Annotated in this window: 14 protein-coding genes; 8 read left to right on the top strand and 6 right to left on the bottom strand. The window is 68.2% G+C overall.

All coding sequences use genetic code 11. The annotated features are described in order from the left end of the window. Positions 1 to 6: 6 nt before the first annotated feature. From MAA8898_RS19780 to ugpB, 4 genes are all read right to left on the bottom strand, one after another. Positions 7 to 1,008 (bottom strand): ABC transporter ATP-binding protein, encoded by a 1,002-nt coding sequence (locus MAA8898_RS19780; protein WP_094022755.1) that lies wholly within the window; start codon positions 1,006 to 1,008, stop codon positions 7 to 9. 71 nt (positions 1,009 to 1,079) lie between these two features. Next, a complete protein-coding gene (gene ugpE, locus MAA8898_RS19775; RefSeq protein ID WP_094022794.1) occupies positions 1,080 to 1,916 on the bottom strand; it encodes a sn-glycerol-3-phosphate ABC transporter permease UgpE in 837 nt (278 codons plus the stop codon). A gap of 17 nt (positions 1,917 to 1,933) precedes the next feature. Continuing rightward, the gene (gene ugpA, locus MAA8898_RS19770; RefSeq protein WP_094022754.1) at positions 1,934 to 2,815 is read right to left on the bottom strand and encodes a sn-glycerol-3-phosphate ABC transporter permease UgpA; all 882 of its coding nucleotides are present in this window, start codon (positions 2,813 to 2,815) and stop codon (positions 1,934 to 1,936) included. A 104-nt stretch (positions 2,816 to 2,919) separates the two neighbouring features. Continuing rightward, entirely contained in the window at positions 2,920 to 4,221 is a 1,302-nt protein-coding gene (ugpB, locus tag MAA8898_RS19765) for a sn-glycerol-3-phosphate ABC transporter substrate-binding protein UgpB (protein ID WP_094022753.1), read from the bottom strand. 280 nt (positions 4,222 to 4,501) lie between these two features. Between ugpB and MAA8898_RS19760 the strand changes: the two genes are divergently transcribed. From MAA8898_RS19760 to MAA8898_RS19735, 6 genes are all read left to right on the top strand, one after another. After that, entirely contained in the window at positions 4,502 to 5,872 is a 1,371-nt protein-coding gene (locus MAA8898_RS19760) for a hypothetical protein (RefSeq protein ID WP_094022752.1), read from the top strand. Positions 5,873 to 5,949: 77 nt separating this feature from the next. After that, positions 5,950 to 7,326, top strand: a complete 1,377-nt coding sequence (locus MAA8898_RS19755) for an aminotransferase family protein (RefSeq protein ID WP_094022751.1) — start codon at positions 5,950 to 5,952, stop codon at positions 7,324 to 7,326. A 10-nt stretch (positions 7,327 to 7,336) separates the two neighbouring features. Beyond that, entirely contained in the window at positions 7,337 to 8,263 is a 927-nt protein-coding gene (gene kce, locus MAA8898_RS19750) for a 3,5-dioxohexanoate:acetyl-CoA acetone transferase (RefSeq protein WP_094022750.1), read from the top strand. Further along, on the top strand, positions 8,263 to 8,724 hold the full coding sequence (locus MAA8898_RS19745; protein WP_094022749.1) for a GNAT family N-acetyltransferase: 462 nt from the start codon (positions 8,263 to 8,265) through the stop codon (positions 8,722 to 8,724). Before kce ends, MAA8898_RS19745 begins: the two co-directional genes overlap by 1 nt. Beyond that, positions 8,721 to 9,743 (top strand): histone deacetylase family protein, encoded by a 1,023-nt coding sequence (locus MAA8898_RS19740; protein WP_094022748.1) that lies wholly within the window; start codon positions 8,721 to 8,723, stop codon positions 9,741 to 9,743. The genes MAA8898_RS19745 and MAA8898_RS19740 overlap by 4 nt, the downstream gene beginning before the upstream one ends. Beyond that, entirely contained in the window at positions 9,740 to 10,834 is a 1,095-nt protein-coding gene (locus MAA8898_RS19735) for an NAD(P)/FAD-dependent oxidoreductase (RefSeq protein WP_094022747.1), read from the top strand. The genes MAA8898_RS19740 and MAA8898_RS19735 overlap by 4 nt, the downstream gene beginning before the upstream one ends. A 188-nt stretch (positions 10,835 to 11,022) precedes the next feature. Here the strand turns inward: MAA8898_RS19735 and MAA8898_RS19730 are convergent, their stop codons facing one another. Continuing rightward, positions 11,023 to 12,255 (bottom strand): urate hydroxylase PuuD, encoded by a 1,233-nt coding sequence (locus tag MAA8898_RS19730; protein WP_094022746.1) that lies wholly within the window; start codon positions 12,253 to 12,255, stop codon positions 11,023 to 11,025. Between the two features lie 100 nt (positions 12,256 to 12,355). Between MAA8898_RS19730 and MAA8898_RS19725 the strand changes: the two genes are divergently transcribed. Further along, entirely contained in the window at positions 12,356 to 13,288 is a 933-nt protein-coding gene (locus MAA8898_RS19725) for a LysR family transcriptional regulator (protein WP_094022745.1), read from the top strand. Here MAA8898_RS19725 and uraH read toward each other — a convergent pair. Further along, positions 13,273 to 13,629, bottom strand: a complete 357-nt coding sequence (gene uraH / locus MAA8898_RS19720; protein ID WP_094022744.1) for a hydroxyisourate hydrolase — start codon at positions 13,627 to 13,629, stop codon at positions 13,273 to 13,275. The genes MAA8898_RS19725 and uraH overlap by 16 nt on opposite strands. Before the next feature lie 147 nt (positions 13,630 to 13,776). Here uraH and puuE point away from each other — a divergent pair, with 147 nt between their 5' ends. After that, positions 13,777 to 15,189: an allantoinase PuuE gene (gene puuE, locus MAA8898_RS19715; protein WP_094022743.1), complete on the top strand. Its 1,413-nt coding sequence runs from the start codon at positions 13,777 to 13,779 to the stop codon at positions 15,187 to 15,189. Positions 15,190 to 15,257: the final 68 nt, after the last annotated feature.

The raw sequence follows: 15,257 nt of genomic DNA, 5'->3' as shown, positions 1-15,257 counted from the left end.
GCGCGCTCAGAGCCGCTTGCCGGCCTTGTCAAAGCGCATCTCGACGGCCGGGTCCCAGGCCAGCGCGGACTCCGCGCCCTCATGCGGGATGGGGTCGGCCGCGTCCTGACGGACGGTGATCTGTGTGCCGTCCTGGGTGCGCAGGTGGACCAGAGTCTCGGCCCCCAGCGCCTCGGCGTAGACCACGCGCGCGGTCAGCCTGCCGGTCGCGGCCAGGCTGAGATGCTCGGGCCGGATGCCGACCAGCGCCGCGCCCGCGTTTTCGCCCAGCAGCGCGGACTTGAGGAAATTCGTTGGCGGCGAGCCGATGAAGCCCGCGACAAAGGTGGTGCGCGGGTTCGAATAGACTTCCAGCGGCGCGCCGATCTGGTCCGCCACCCCGGCATTCATGACGATCATGCGGTCGGCCAGCGTCATCGCCTCGACCTGGTCATGGGTCACGTACAGCGCCGTCACCCCCAGTTCGCGTTGCAGCGCCTTGATTTCCAGCCGCATCTGCACCCGCAGCTTGGCGTCGAGGTTCGACAGCGGTTCGTCGAACAGGAAGACGGCCGGCTTGCGCACGATGGCGCGGCCCATGGCGACACGCTGGCGCTGGCCGCCCGACAGCTCGCGCGGGCGGCGTTTCAGGTAGGGCTCCAGTTGCAGCATCTTCGCGGCGGTGGCGACGCGGCTCTCGATCTCGGGTTTGGGCGTGCCGGCGATCTTCAGCCCGTAGGCCATGTTGTCGAAGACCGACATGTGCGGGTAGAGCGCGTAGTTCTGGAACACCATGGCGATGTCGCGGTCCATCGGCTCGACCTCGTTCACGCGCTTGCCCTCGATGCGGATCTCGCCCGCGCTGACGGTCTCCAGCCCGGCAACCATGCGCAAGAGCGTGGACTTGCCGCAGCCCGAGGGGCCGACGATCACGATGAATTCGCCGTCCGTGATGTCGATGTTCACGTCGTGGATCACCTCGGTCTTGCCGAAGGATTTCTTGACGTTGTCGAGAGAGAGGGTTGCCATCTAGTGCCTGTCCTGTCGTTTTGTCCCGCCCGGGCGCCCGCCGGCCCGCCCTGCGCCCCGTGCGACATGCCTCATTTCTCGCTGTCCACGAGTCCGCGGATGAACAATCGCTGCATGCCCACCACCACGATCACCGGCGGCACCATGGCCAGGATCGAGGTCGCCATGATCACCGGCCAGTCGGCGAGGTCGTCGCCCGAGGGGAACATCTGCTTGATGCCCATGACGATGGTGTTCATCGACGGGTCCGTGGTGATCAGCAGCGGCCAGAGGTACTGGTTCCAGCCGTAGATGAACAGGATCACGAAGAGTGCTGCGATGTTCGTCCGGCTCATCGGCAGCAGGATGTCGAAGAAGAACCGCATCGGCCGCGCGCCGTCGATCCGCGCGGCCTCGGCCAACTCGTCCGGGACGGTCATGAAGAATTGCCGGAACAGGAAGGTGGCAGTGGCCGAGGCCACCAGCGGCAGGATCAACCCGGAATAGCTGTTCAGCATGCCGAAGTTGGCGATCACCTCGTAGGTCGGCACGATGCGCACCTCGACCGGCAGCATCAGCGTCAGGAAGATCAGCCAGAAGAACAGCTTGCGCCCCGGAAAGCGGAAATAGACGATGGCAAAGGCCGACAGCAGCGATATGGCGATCTTGCCGACCGCGATGCCGATGGCCATGATCATCGAATTCATCAGCATGGTGGCGACAGGCGCGTTCACGCCCGACCGCAGCGCCCTCGAGTAGTTCTCCCACATCTGGTCGCCGGGCAGCAGCGGCATCGGCGGGCGGACGATGTCCGGCTGGCTGACGGTCGAGGCGACAAAGGCCAGCCAGATCGGAAAGAAGATGAACAGCACGCCGACGATCAGCCCGAGGTGCGTCAGCCAGTGACCGGCGCCGCGTCTTTCCACCATGCCTGTCCGCCCGGCCATCAGTAATGCACCCTGCGTTCGATGAACTTGAACTGCACCACCGTCAGAAGCGAGACCAGCACCAGCAGGATGACCGACTGCGCCGCCGAAGATCCCAGGTCCTGCCCGACGAAACCGTCGGCATAGACCTTGTAGACCAGGATCGTGGTGGCCTGTTGCGGCCCTCCGCTGGTGATGGTGTGGATCACGCCGAAGGTCTCGAAGAAGGCGTAGATGATGTTGACCACCATCAGGAAGAAGGTGGTGGGCGACAGCAGCGGCCAGACGATGGTGCTGAACCGCGTCCAGAAGCGCGCGCCGTCGATGGCGGCGGCCTCGATCACGCTGCGCGGGATGGCCTGAAGCCCGGCCAGGAAGAACAGGAAGTTGTAGCTGATCCGCCCCCAGGCGGAGGCGATCACGACAAGGCCCATCGCCTCGCCCTCGTTCAGCACATGGTTCCAGTCATAGCCCAGGAGGCCCAGATACCAGGTCACCACGCCGACGCGGGTGTTGAACATGAACAGCCACAGCACGCCCGCCACGGCCGGAGCCACGGCATAGGGCCAGATCAGCAGGGTGCGGTAGGCGCCGGATCCCTTGATCAGCCGGTCGGCCAGCACGGCGAGGTACAGCGCCACGCCCATCGACACCAGCGTCACAAGGACCGAAAAGACCGCCGTGGTGACGAAACTCGCGCGGTAATAGCGGTCGCCCAGCAGGTATTCGAAGTTGCCCAGGCCCACCCATTGCATCGACAGGCCGAACGGGTCGGGAATGAACAGCGATTGCCAGATCGCCTCGCCCGCCGGGTAGAAGAAGAACACCGCGGTGATGACGATCTGCGGCAGGACCAGCAGCAGCGGCAGCCAGAGGCCCTTGAAGGTGACGCGCTTTTCCATCGGTTCCCGATCCGGCGAAACCCGTCCCGGACATGCTCCGGGACCTCCGCGCCGCTGGGGCGGCAGAGGTCCCGGGTCAGGCCCGGGACGGGCATTTCAGGCGATCAGCGGTTGGCTTGCTCGAAGCGGCGCAGCAACTGGTTGCCGCGCTCGACGGCGGTGTCCAGTGCGGCCTGCGCGTCCTTGTCGCCGGCCCAGACGGCCTCGAGTTCCTCGTCGATGATCGTGCGGATCTGGTCGAAGTTGCCCAGCCGCAGGCCCTTGGAGTTCTCGGTCGGCTCCTTGGCGGTCATCTGGATCACCGCGATGTCGGTGCCCGGGTTGGCGTCATAGAAGCCCTGGGCGCGGGTCAGTTCCCCGGCCTCCGAGGTGATCGGCAGGTAGCCGGTGTCCTGGTGCCACTTGGCCTGGATCTCGGGCGAGGACAGGAAGTCCATGAAGGCGGCGACGCCTTGGTATTCCTCGTCCGACTGGCCCGCCATCACCCACAGCGACGCGCCGCCGATGATGGTGTTCTGCGGCTCGGCCACGACGGCCTCCCAGTAGGGCAGCGGGCGCACCTCGAAGGCGAACTGTGCCTCGGCCTTGATGCCCGCGTAGCCGGCCGAGGATTCGGTGAACAGCGCGCATTCGCCGGCGCGGAAGTTGGCCCCGCCCTCGTTGCGGCGGCCGGCGTACATGAACTTGCCGTCCTTGGCCCACTGGCCCATGGCCGAGATATGCGCGACCTGTGCCGGACCGTTGAAGGCCAGTTCGGTGTCGAGCCCGCCAAAGCCGTTTTCCTTCGTGGCGAAGGGCACGTTGTGGTAGGCCGACAGGTTTTCCAGGTGGATCCAGCTCTGCCAGGCGGTGGTCAGCGGGCAGGAGACGCCGGCCTCCTTCAGCTGGTCCAGCACGGTGCCGACCTTTTCCCAGGTGCTCAGGTCGGTGTCGGGGTCGATCCCGGCCTCCTGCAGCTTGTCGCGGTTCACCCACAGGACGGGCGTGGACGAGTTGAACGGCAGCGACAGCATGTTGCCGTCGGGCGCGGTGTAGTAGCCCTTGACCGAACCGATGTATTTCGACTGGTCAAAACCCTCGCCCATCACCTCGTAGACCGGGACAATGGCTCCCTTGGCGGCCATCATGGTGGCGGTGCCGACCTCGAAGACCATCAGGATGTCGGGCTGTTCCCCGGCGCGGAAGGCGGCGATGCCGGCGTTCAACGTTTCCGAGTAGTTGCCCTTGTGCGTGGCCACGACCATGTAGTCGGACTGGCTGGAATTGAAGGTCGCGACCTGTTCGGCCACAAGATCGCCGAGGCGGCCGGTGAAGGCGTGCCAGAAATCGACCTGCGTCTGGGCCTGCGCGGCCTGCGCGCTGGCCAGTGCGGCGCCAAGCGCGACGACGGACAAAGTATGTTTCATGACTCTTCTCCCTGATGTGTCGGCGGGGGATATCCCACGCGCGGGTCCGGATGCTCTGTTGGTCCGGTTGGTATTAACTGTTTGTAACTGTTTCTTATCAACGACGCGCGCGTCAAGCACCTTGTGGGCACGACATCGGGTCACCCTGTGGGCAGTCCCATGCGCTTGCCCATGGCGGCGCCGCGTCCTACGGTCAGCCGGTTGCCGCGCCGCCGGAGAAAGCCGTGATCCGTAGTCAGCACATCAGGACCCCCGGGGCCGGGGCGCAGGGGCGCGTCGCATGACCGACGCGGCAGAGACCTCCGCGACCGGCGGCATCGGCCTGTCCTCGGCGGTGTTCATCCTGGCCGCCGTCGCGGCGACCGCCGCCTCGCTGACGGGGGTGAAGGCGCTGACCGTGCTGGCCTCATCCGCGCTGGTGCTGTTCGTGGCGCTGGAGGTGCATCGCGTCCCCCTGGCGCAGAAGATCGCCGCCGGGGCGCTGGTGGCGACCGCCATCGTGCTGGCCGTCCGGGCCGGCACCCTGCGCGAAACCTTCGTGCTGGGGGTCGAACGGACGCTGCCCTTTCTGCTGATCTTCGCGTCGATCGGCTGGCTGCGCTCGGGTGCGGGCGAAAGCCCCTCGGTCCACCGGTTGCGGGCGGCGCTGTCGGGGATGGGTCCGGGGCGCCGCTTTGCGGCCCTCAGCCTGTCGTCGCACGGTCTGGGCGCGGCCTTCAACCTGGCGGGCATGGCGCTGCTGGCGCCGATGCTGGACGACAGCCGCGACAGCCCGCGCGATGGCCAGCGGCTGCGCTGCGCGATCCTCTGGGGCTTCAGCGCGGCGACCTGCTGGTCGCCCTTCTACGTCGGCACGGCGGCGGTGCTGGCGGCGCTGCCGGGGCTGTCCTGGGTGCAGATCGTGCCCTACGGCCTGTTGCTGGCGGCGGGTTTCCTGCTGTGGGCCACGCTCTATGACCGGGTCCGGCGACCGCGCCGCGCCGCGGTGGCGCCGCTGCCTGGGGGCGCGCTGGCGGCACCGCTGCGGCGGCTCTCCGTGGCGGTCGTGGTGCTCTACGCGCTGGTGCTGTCGCTGGTCGAAGGGCTGGGCCTGCCGCTGACCACGGCCATCGCGCTGGCGGGGCCAAGCTATGCGCTGGGCTGGATGGCGCTGGTGCATGGGCGGACCGATCCGGGCCGGGTGACGCGCATCGCCGGATCGGTGCTGGCGGGCTATCGCGGGATGCGGACCGAGACGACGCTGTTCACCGCCGCCAACGTCTTTGGCGTGGCGATCGCCGGCGCACTGCCGCACCTGGACGAAGGCGCGGGGCTGATGGCGCTGTCCACCGGCAGCGTCTTTGCCGACGCGCTGCTGCTGATCTGGGGCTACATGGCGATCTGCGCGCTGGGCATCCACCCGGTCGTGCTGCTGGTGGTCTTTACCACGGTGACAGACCCGGCCAGCCTGGGCCTGCCCCTGCCGCTGATGGGGGCGGCGATGATGGCGCTCTGGGGCATGGGCACGGCGGTGTCGCCGCTGTCCGGCACGACGCTCTACATGTCGCAGATGTCGCAGGTCTCGTCCTTTGCCATCGCGTGGAGGTGGAACGGGCTGTTCTACGCCCTGGGCGCGGTCTGGCTGGCGGCGGTCATCGCGCTGGCGGCCTGAGCCTTGCCCCGCCGTGCCGGTTGACGGCACTGGCCCAAGGCGTGCAACTGGCGGCGTATGTGTCGCGGGAGGGGATCATGTCGCGGATCGAGGGCATTGCGGACCAGGGCCGGACCAGCCGGCTGTTCTACCAGACGCGGCTGGCGCGGCCCCGGCTGGACCGGGCCGAGGGCATCTACATGTGGGACATCCACGGGCGGCGCGTCATCGACGGCTCCTCCGGTGCGATGGTCAGCAACATCGGCCATTCCAACCCGCGCGTGCTGGCGGCGATGCAGGCGCAGATGCAGCGCGCGACCTTCGGCTACCGCCTGCATTTCGAAACCGAAAGCGCCGAGGCGCTGGCCGATCGCGCCGCCGCGCTGGCGCCCGAGGGGCTGGAACGGGTGTTCTTTGTCTCGGGCGGCTCCGAGGCGGTGGAAAGCGCGATCAAGCTGGCGCGGCAGTACACCTTGGCGCGGGGCGAGGCGCAACGTTACAAGGTGATCTCGCGGATGCCGTCCTACCACGGGGCGACGCTGGGCGCGCTGGCGCTCACCGGCTACACGCCGATGACCGCGCCCTTTGACCCGATGATGCGCGCCATGCCCAAGATCCCCGCGCCGCGCGCCTACCTCGACGGGCTGGACCCGGCCGACCCGGCCACCGGCCTGCACTACGCGAGGATGCTGGAGGCGAAGATCCTCGACGAAGGGCCGCAGACCGTGCTGGCCTTCATCGTCGAGCCGGTGGGCGGCGCCTCGACCGGGGCGCTGGTGCCGCCCGCGGGCTACATGGCCGAGATCCGCGCGATCTGCGACCGCCACGGCGTGTTGCTGATCCATGACGAGGTGATGTCGGGCGGCGGGCGCACCGGGCGCTTTCTGGGGGCGGACCACTGGGGCGTGGCACCCGACCTTGTCTGCCTGTCCAAGGGCTTTGGCGGCGGCTACGTGCCGTTGGGCGCGGTGATTGCGCGCGACGACATCGTCGAGGCGGTGCTGGACGACGGCGGTTTCATCCACGGCCACACCTATGCGGGCAACCCGCTGGCCTGCGCGGCGGGGCTGGCGGTGCTGGACGAGATTGCGGCGCAGGACCTGATCGGCAACGCCGCCCGCATGGGCGCGCTGCTGGAGGCACGGCTGCGCGGCCTGATGGACCGCTACCCGGTGATCGGCGACGTGCGCGGCAAGGGGCTGCTGCTGGCGTTCGAGCTGATGGCCGACCGGACCACCAAGGTGCCGCTGGACCCGGACCTGGAGGCCTTCGAGCTGTTCGTCGAGATCGCCTATCGCAACGGGTTGATCGTCTACTCGCGGCGTTCGCGTGGCGGCGATGCGGGCGACCATGTCCTTGTCTGCCCGCCGATGATCGTCACCGAGCCGCAGGTTGACGAGATCGCGGCACTGCTGGACAAATCCCTGACGGAATTCATGGCGGCGCTGCCCGCCGGTGCCGTCACCACCGACTGAAGGATCCGCCATGCCCAAGACCATCATCTCCTGCGCGATCACCGGCTCGATCCACACACCGTCGATGTCGCCTTACCTGCCGTGGCGGCCCGAGGACATCGCCGCGCAGGCCATCGGCGCGGCCGAAGCGGGCGCGACGATCCTTCACCTGCACGCGCGCGATCCGCAGAACGGTCATCCCTCGGGCGACCCCGAGCATTTCCGCGCCTTCCTGCCGATGATCGCGCAGGGCTGTGACGCGGTGATCAACCTGACCACCGGCGGCAGCGCCATCATGACGCTGGACGACCGCCTGCGCGCCGCGCTGACGTTTGAGCCGGAAATGTGCTCGCTCAACATGGGGTCGATGAACTTTGCGCTCTACCCCATGGCGGACAAACCGCGCGAGTGGCTGTTCGACTGGGAACTGCCCTTCCTTCAGGGCTCCGACGACCTGGTGTTCAAGAACACGCCGCGCGACATCGCCGGCATCCTCAGCCGCATGGGGCAGGAGCGCCGCGCGCGCTTCGAGTTCGAGTGCTACGACATCAGCCACCTCTACATGCTGCGGCACTTCGTCGACCGGGGCCTGGTGCAGCGGCCGATCTTCGTGCAGTTCGTCTTTGGCGTGCTGGGCGGCATGGGCGCGGACCCGGACACGCTGGACCACATGATCGCGCTCAAGGACAAGCTGCTGGGCGAGGACACGCTGTTTTCCGTGCTGGCGGCGGGGCGGCACCAGGTGCCGATGGCGCTGCGCGGGGCGCGGCGTGGCGGGCATGTGCGCGTCGGGCTGGAGGACAACCTCTACAGGACCAAGGGCGAGCTGGCCGAGAGCAACGCCGAGCAGGTGCGCACCATCCGGGGCCTGCTGGAGGAGATGGGGCACGAGATCGCCACCCCGGCCGAGGCACGCGCCATGCTGGGGCTGAAGGGCGCCGACCGGACGGCGATCTGATGCGCATCGACGAGGTCACGCCTGCGACGCTGCCGCTGCTGGAGCAGGGATTGCGCGCGCTGGCGGATGACCTGGGCGATGCCTATGCGCTGACCTCCGGGGCGCTGCGCGCGGGGCTGTTCGGGCCGCGCCCCGCCTGCCGGGGGCTGGTCGCCGCTGACGGGGACGCTGTGGGGGGCGTGGTGCTGTTCTCGCCGCTCATGTCCACCAGCCTGGGCGGGCCGGGGGCCTATGTCTCGGACCTCTGGGTGTCGGCGGCGCGGCGCGGCACCGGGCTGGGCAGGGCGCTGCTGGCCGAGGTGGCGCGGCACGGCGGGGCGCGGTTCCTGCGCGTCGCGGTCTACGACGACAGCCCCGGTGCGGCGCGCTTTTACGCGCGGCTGGGGTTTGCGCCCAAGCCGGGCGAGGGCATGCTGTTCATGACTGGCACGGCGCTGGACGCGCTGAGGGAGGAAAGATGAAAGCCTATTTCGATGATCGCCAGTGGGCGCACGATCCGCAGCACTTCATGGCCAACGGTGCGGTATTGCCCAACCCCGAGCAGCCCGAACGCATCGCCCGGCTGCGTGCCGGGGCGCAGGCGGCGGGGTGCGTCTTCGAGGCGCCGGAGGATGCCGGGATCGGGCCGATCGCGGCGATCCATACCGCCGAATACCTGGTGTTCCTCCAGACGATCCATACCCGCTGGTCGCGGACCGAGGGCGCGGGGGCCGAGGTGATCCCCAACATCCACCCCGCCAACCGGACCGACAGCTATCCCAAATCGGCCGTGGGGCAGGCGGGCTGGCACCAGGCCGATACTGCCTGTCCGATCGGTTCAGGCACCTGGGAGGCGGCCTACTGGTCGGCGCAGAGCGCCATCGCCGGGGCGGATGCCTTGGCGGAGGGCGCGCGCGCGGCCTATGTCCTGTCACGCCCGCCGGGGCACCATGCCTATGGTGATCTCGCGGGCGGCTTCTGTTTTCTCAACAATTCCGCCATTGCCGCCGAACGGCTGCGCGCCGCCGGATACCGCGTCGCCGTTCTGGACGTGGACGTGCACCATGGCAACGGCACGCAAGGCATCTTTTACGCGCGGGGCGACGTGCTGACCGTGTCCCTGCACGCCGATCCGGCGCGCTTCTACCCGTTCTTCTGGGGCCATGCGCACGAACGGGGCGAAGGCCCGGGGCTGGGGGCGAACCTGAACCTGCCCCTGCCGCGCGGCATGGGCGATGCGGACTACCTCCAGGAACTGGAGGTGGCGCTGGCCCGTATCCGCGCCTTTGGCTGCACCGCGCTGGTGGTGGCCTTGGGCCTGGACGCCTACGCGGGCGACCCGTTCCAGGGGCTGGCGATCACCACCCCCGGCTTTGCCCGCATCGGCGCGGCCATTGCCGGGCTGGGGCTGCCCATGCTCATGGTGCAAGAGGGCGGCTATCTCTGCGATGCGCTGGGCGACAACCTGGCCAGCTTTCTGAGCGGGGTTCAGTCGGCGTGAACACGGCAGAGGTCCTCGTCATCGGCGGCGGCATTGCCGGGATCAGCGCGGCGGCCGAACTGGCGCGGGATGCATCCGTTGTGGTGCTCGAGGCCGAGCCGCAGATCGGCTACCATTCGACCGGGCGCAGCGCGGCGGTCTTCATCCTGAACTACGGCAATGCCACGCTGCGGGCGCTGAACCAGCTGGCGCTGCCAGAGTTGAGCGGGGGATTGTTGGGCGACACCGTGCTGTCGCCGCGGGGCGAATTGCTGCTGGCGGACGAAAGCGCGCTGGCTGCGCTGGAGGCCTATGTCGAGGGCAGCACCGGGCTGCAAAGGCTGACGGCAGGGGAGGCCTGCGCGCTGGTCCCCGTGCTGCGGCGCGACCGGATCGCCGCAGCGGTGCTGGAACCGCAGGCGCTGGACATCGACGTGGACCGGCTTTTGCAGGGCTATGCGCGGCTGTTGCGCGGGCGCGGCGGGCGGATCGAGACCGGCCAGCGGGTGCAGGCCATCGCGCGGCGGGGCGGGGCCTGGCGGGTGGAGACAGCGCAGGGCGCGTTTGAGGCGCCGGTGCTGGTCAACGCGGCGGGTGCCTGGGCCGAAGTTGTCGCGGAAATGGCCGGGGTGGCGCGCGTGGGCTTGCAGCCGTTGCGCCGCTCGGCGGTGATGATGGCGCTGCCTGCGGAGGTCGACAGCACGGGCTGGCCGCTGTTCGCCTCGGCGGCCGACGACTGGTATGCCAAACCCGAAGGCGCGCGGCTGATGATCTCCCCGGCCGACGAGGACCCGGTAGACCCGCAGGACGCCTGGCCCGACGACATGGTGCTGGCCGAGGGGCTGGACCGGTTTTCGCAGATGGTGGATGTGCCTCTGGTGCGCCCCTCGCACAGCTGGGCCGGGCTGCGCAGCTTCGTGCCAGATCGGACGCCCGTGGTAGGGTTCGCGCCGGAGGCACAGGGCTTTTTCTGGCTGGCGGGGCAGGGCGGCTACGGCGTGCAGACCGCGCCCGCGCTGGCGGCGATCACCCGGCGGCTGGTCGCCGGCGGCGGCGCGGCGGTGGATGCGGCGCTGCTGGCGGCGCTGAGCCCGGCGCGGTTTGACGGGTAGGTCGGCCTGGTGCGAAGGGCCGCGCCCGAGCCTGGGAGGGCGCATTCAAGTCGTTTGAGCCCTGTGTGACTCTTCAAGGCCTGAAAGACGGTCGGGTTGGGCAAGACAACGACAAAGCGCCCTCCCGGGGGGAGGGTCGGGCGCGGCCCGGGCTGACGCCCGTGCCAAGGCATGGGGTTGTTGTCGCCTTACCGCGTCGCTTCGCGATACCACGCCACAAGCAGCGCACGGGTCTCACCGTCCATCGGCAGTTGGGCTCCGGGGGGCGGCATGGCGTGGCTCAGGCCCGCCTGCACGTAGATCTGGTCGGCGTGGCGCGCGACATCGCCCTCGGTCTCCAGCACCACGCCCTTGGGCGGCCAGAGCAGGCCCGGCCAGACGGGTTCGCGCGCGTGGCACATCGAACAGTTGCCCACCACGGCGTCATAGGCGTCGGGGAAACTCTCGGCCGAGGCAAAGACCTGCTCGTAGGGGGTGAGGGGCCGCGCGGCGGCTTCGTCGTAGGTTTCGCGCATCGGCACGCTCGACAGCCAGGCGATCAGGATGAACAGGATCACGGTGACGGCCCAGGTCCAGTAAGGCTGGCCCTTGCGCGCGTGCATCGAGTTGAAGAAATGCCGGATGGTGACACCCATCAGGAACACCAGGCAGGCGATGATCCAGGCGTAATCGGTGGCAAAGGCCAGCGGGTAGTGGTTCGACAGCATCAGGAAGACGACCGGCAGCGTCAGGTAGTTGTTGTGGGTCGAGCGCAGCTTGGCAATCTTGCCGTACTTCGGGTCCGGCGTGCGGCCCTCCTGAAGGTCCTTCACCACGACACGCTGGTTCGGCATGATGATGAAGAAGACGTTGGCCGTCATGATCGTCGCCGTGAAGGCGCCAAGGTGCAACAGCGCCGCGCGTCCGGTAAAGACCTGGTTCAGACCCCAGCTCATCACCACGATGATGGCAAAGAGGACAACCATCATCAGCGTCGGATGATCGCCCAGCGTGGACTTGCACAGCGTGTCGTACAGCAGCCAGCCCACGGCGATCGTCGCGGCCGAAATGGCGATGCCCTGCCACAGCGCAAGCTCCGCCTTGGACGGGTCGAGCAGGAACAGCTCACCGCCGACCCAGTAGACGATCATCAACAGCGCCGCGCCGGACAGCCAGGTCGAATAGCTTTCCCATTTGAACCAGGTCAGGTGGTCCGGCATCTCGGCCGGGGCGACCAGGTACTTGCGGATGTGGTAGAAGCCGCCGCCATGCACCTGCCATTCCTCGCCATGCGCGCCGGCCGGCAGGTCCGCCGCCTTGCGCAGACCCAGGTCCAGGGCGATGAAATAGAAGGACGAGCCGATCCAGGCGATCGCCGTGATCACGTGCAGCCAGCGCACGGCGAAGGCGATCCACTCCCAAAGAACTGCGAAATCATACATGGCGTCCCTCCGGTCTGTCTGCCTGCGCAGCACCCTATGCCGCGCAGGATTGTTCTGCTATCCAGTGCAAAGGCAAGGCTGCATCAAAAATTTCCGAAGAATGTCCTATCTCGAGAATATCCGAACCTTTGTGCGTGTCTACGAACTGGGCAGCATGTCCGCCGCGGGGCGCGACCTGCGCATTTCGCCGGCCGTGACCTCGGCCCGGATCTCGCAGCTTGAGGAACATCTCAGCGTGCGGCTGTTCCAGCGCACCACGCGCAACCTGACCCCGACAGAGCAGGGCAAGGCGTTCTACGGTGGCGCCTGCGCGGTGCTGGAGGCGGTCGAGGAGGCCGAGGCGCAGGTGGTCGACATCACCGAAAACCCCAAGGGCGCGCTGTTCGTGGCGGCTCCGCTGGGGGTGGGGCGGCGGCTGATCGCGCCGCAGGTGCCGGGCTTCCTGGCGGCCTACCCGGAGGTCAGCGTGCGCCTGCGCCTGACCGACCGCAAGGTGGACCTGACGACCGAGGGGCTGGACCTGGCGTTCTTCCTCGGCCAGCCCGAGGACAGCACGCTGCGGATTCGCAAGATCGCCGACGTGGCGCGGGTGCTCTGCGCCTCGCCCGCCTACATCGCGGACCGCGGGATGCCGGAGACTGGCGAGGATCTGGTCAAGGACGGGCACGAATGCCTGAACCTGCGCTTTCCCGGCGCGACGGAATTCCAGTGGCGGCTGGTGACGCCCGAGGGCGTGCGGCGCTTTCGCGTCGCGGGGCGCTACGAATCCGATGACGGCGACGTGCTGACCGACTGGGCGCTGGCCGGGCACGGCATCGCGCTGAAACCGGTGTTCGAGGTGGCCGAGTACCTCCAGACCGGGCGGCTGGTGCCGGTGGCACTGGACACTCCGCCCGAGCCGATCCAGATGGCGTGCCTGTTCACCCACCGTCGTCGGCAGGACCCCAAGACGCGCCTGTTCATGGACTGGATGATCGAGCAGATCGAAACGGTGGTCAAGGCGGCGGACCGCGCCGGTCAGCTGCCCCGGTAGGTGGAATAGCCGTAAGGCGACAGCAGCAGCGGCACGTGGTAATGCGCCTCGGCGTCGTTCATGCCAAAGCGGATCGGCACCTGGTCCAGAAACAGGATCTCTTCGCTGACCTGCCCGGTAGCGCGCAGGTAGTCGCCGGCAAAAAACACCAGTTCGTAGGTGCCGGTCTTGTAGGCCGTCTGCGGCAGGATCGGCGCATCGGTGCGGCCGTCGGCGTTGGTCACCGTCTCGGCGATCATCTTGTGCGAATTGCCCGACACGCGATACAGCGCGATGCGGATGCCTTCGGCCGGGCAGCCGCGCGCGGTGTCCAGAACGTGGGTCGTCAGATAGCCTGCCATGGTCGTCTCCTGATCTCTGGCCTTCCTTATCCCGCGAACGGATGCCGGCGTCCAATGTTGCGTGCTTGAGGCAGCTTCAAAAACAATTTGAAAAACTCCGGGATTATTCTGGATTACAAAGAGCCCCGACGCGACGGGAGGGTCAGGGTGAACAGGTATCCACGGGACTTGACGGGCCATGGTGCGCAGCCGCCGGCGGCGGACTGGCCGGGCGGGGCAAAGATCGCCGTGCAGATCGTGCTGAACTACGAGGAAGGCGGCGAAAACAACGTGCTGCATGGCGATGCCGCCTCCGAGGCCTTTCTGTCCGAGATCACCGGTGCGCAGCCCTGGCACGGGCAGCGGCACTGGAACATGGAATCGCTCTACGAATACGGCGCGCGGGCCGGGTTCTGGCGGGTGCACCGGCTGCTGAAGGATCTGCCGGTCACGGTCTACGGCGTGGCCACCGCGCTGGCGCGGGCGCCCGAGCAGGTCAAGGCGATGCAGGCCGCGGGCTGGGAGATCGCCAGCCACGGGCTGAAGTGGATCGAGCACAAGGACATGCCCGAGGCCGAAGAGCGCGCCCAGATCGCCGAGGCGATCCGCCTGCATGCGCTGGTGACGGGCGAGGCGCCGCGCGGCTGGTACACCGGGCGCTGCTCGATGAACACGGTGCGGCTGGCGGCCGAGACCGGGCAGTTTGCCTATGTCGCCGACAGCTATGCCGACGATCTGCCTTACTGGATGCGCCTGGGCGACCGGGACCAGCTGATCGTGCCCTACACGATGGACTGCAACGACATGCGCTTTGCCATACAGGCGGGATTCGCCGAGGGCGCGCAGTTCGAACGGTTGCTCCGCGACAGTTTCGACATGCTCTATGCCGAAGGCTGTGACGGCGCGCCCAGGATGCTGTCGATCGGGCTGCACTGCCGGCTGATCGGCCGCCCGGGCCGGGCGCTGGCGCTGAAACGGGCGCTGGACCACATGCGCGGGCACGACGGCGTCTGGTTCGCCACCCGGCTGGAGATCGCGCAGCACTGGGCGCAGCGGCATCCGCCGGTGACGCGCTTGCGCCCGTCGGACATGGACCGCGAGACCTTTGTCCGCGCCTACGGCGGTGTCTTTGAACATTCGCCCTGGGTGGCCGAGGGCGCCTGGGACCTGGACCTGGGGCCGACGCATGACACCGCCACGGGGGTGCATTCGGCGCTGGCGCGGGTGTTCCGTGCGGCCCCCCCCGAGCGGCGGATGGAAGTCCTGCGCGCGCACCCGGACCTGGCCGGGAAACTGGCACAGGCGCAGCGCCTGACAGCGGAGTCGACGGCCGAGCAGGCCTCGGTCGGGCTGGACGCGCTGACGGACGAGATGCGCGGCGAATTTACCCGCCTCAACGACGCGTATGCCGCGCGCTTCGGCTTTCCCTTCATCATCGCGGTGCGGGACAACACGCAGGCGTCGATCCTCGCGGCCTTCCAGCGCCGCCTGGAGAACGACCGCGACACCGAATTCGCCGAGGCCTGCCGCCAGGTCGAACGCATCGCCGAATTGCGCCTGGCCGACATGTTCGGCGCCTGACGCCGCGACCGGCAAGGCCATCGCCCGCCGTGCAGGGCGCGAGACAAGAGAAAAACGGGAGGAACCAC

It is taken from the genome of Antarctobacter aquimaris (assembly GCF_900184945.1).
Taxonomy (GTDB): domain Bacteria; phylum Pseudomonadota; class Alphaproteobacteria; order Rhodobacterales; family Rhodobacteraceae; genus Maliponia; species Maliponia aquimaris.
Note: the sequence above shows the minus strand (reverse complement) of the source record. Positions and strands in the feature narration are given on the sequence as shown.